The sequence below is a fragment of the Thalassospira sp. UBA1131 genome (assembly GCF_002311515.1).
In the GTDB taxonomy this organism is placed as follows: domain Bacteria; phylum Pseudomonadota; class Alphaproteobacteria; order Rhodospirillales; family Thalassospiraceae; genus Thalassospira.
In genome coordinates, this window is record NZ_DCAO01000048.1 from 23468 (window position 1) to 25114 (window position 1647).

Sequence of the window (1647 nt, forward strand, 5' to 3'; positions counted from 1 at the left end):
CCGTCCATCCCGGTTGTGTTCTGTGGCATTTTCCCGGTGGATACCAGCGAATATGAAGTGCTGCGCGATGCGCTTGAAAAGCTGCATCTCAATGACGCGTCCTTCCAGTTCGAACCGGAAAACTCGACCGCACTTGGTCTTGGTTTCCGTTGTGGCTTCCTGGGTCTTTTGCATCTGGAAATCATTCAGGAACGTCTGGAACGCGAGTTCGAGCTTGATCTGATCACCACTGCACCGTCGGTGTCCTACAAGATCACGCTGAGCAAGGGCGAAGAAATCCTGTTGCATAACCCGGCCGATTTCCCGGACGTTACCAAGATCAAGGCCATTGAAGAACCATGGATCAAGGCATCGATCATGGTGCCGGACGAATATCTTGGCGGCATCCTGACCCTTTGCACCGAACGCCGTGGTGTTCAGCTTGACCTGACCTATGTCGGCAACCGGGCAATGGCGGTTTACAAACTGCCACTCAACGAAGTGGTATTTGATTTCTATGATCGTCTGAAATCGATTTCGCGCGGCTATGCCAGCTTCGATTACGAAATTGCCGGTTACGACGAAAGTGACCTGGTCAAGGTTTCCATCCTTGTGAACGAAGAACCGGTCGATGCACTGGCTCTGATGGTGCACCGTTCGGCGGCTGAATACCGTGGTCGTGAGATTTGTAAGCGTCTTAAGGACCTGATCCCGCGCCAGATGTTCCGCATCGCCATTCAGGCCGCCATCGGTGGCAAGGTGATTGCCCGTGAAACCGTATCAGCACTACGTAAGGACGTGACGGCGAAATGTTACGGCGGTGACGTTTCGCGTAAACGCAAGCTTCTTGAAAAACAGAAGGCCGGTAAGAAAAAGATGCGTCAGTTCGGCAAGGTCGAAATTCCGCAATCGGCCTTTATCAACGCGCTCAAGATGGGCGACGATAAGTAAGCCGAAATTACGATCTCGAAACAAAGGCTGTATCACATTGGTGGTGCAGCCTTTTTTCTTTGCTGTTTTCAGTTGCCCGACTGCTGCGCTATGGATGGACGCAGCCCAACCAATTGCCCAAGGAGTCCCCGATGGATCTGGAATTGCTCGCCAAGCAGGAAGAAGTTCTGGTGTTTGACCGCTTTGACGAAGACACCGCCTGGTCAATCGGCTCCAAGCTGGTGGGCGTCGCACAGGCCAAAAACGCCCCGGTTGCCATCAATATCCGCACCCCTGACCGGACCCTGTTTCACGCATCTCTTGCCGGTGCCAAGCCGGCCAACGATGCCTGGGCGCGTCGCAAAAGCAATCTGGTGCTACGTGAACATCAAAGCTCGATGCGCTTTGGCGCGGAGCTTAAGGCCAAGGGCAAAACCCTTGCCGATCACGGAATTGATTTTGCCGACTATGCCGATCACGGCGGCAGCTTCCCGATCCGTGTCGCCGGTGTCGGCGTGATTGGTGCGATTACAGTATCCGGCCTCGCATCGCACGAAGATCACGGCATGATCGTCGGGGTTCTGGCAGAGCACCTTGGCGTGTCGGTGAAGCTCTAAGACACAGCCGAACTTCTAGACGCTACATTTGTGAGACACTTGACGTCGAACGGCGAAGCCGCGCAAGAGGCCAAGCTTACTCTTCCAGAATAGCCTCAACCTTGCGGGACACCCATTTTGA

General features: G+C 54.3%; 1 protein-coding gene and 1 pseudogene. Both read left to right on the top strand.

From position 1 onward, the window contains the following. Window positions 1-930: pseudogene (locus B3Z49_RS07825) on the top strand (elongation factor 4); the annotation flags it as partial. Window positions 931-1061: 131 nt separating this feature from the next. Next, on the top strand, window positions 1062-1526 hold the full coding sequence (locus tag B3Z49_RS07830) for a heme-degrading domain-containing protein (RefSeq protein WP_296989650.1): 465 nt from the start codon (window positions 1062-1064) through the stop codon (window positions 1524-1526). Window positions 1527-1647 lie beyond the last annotated feature (121 nt).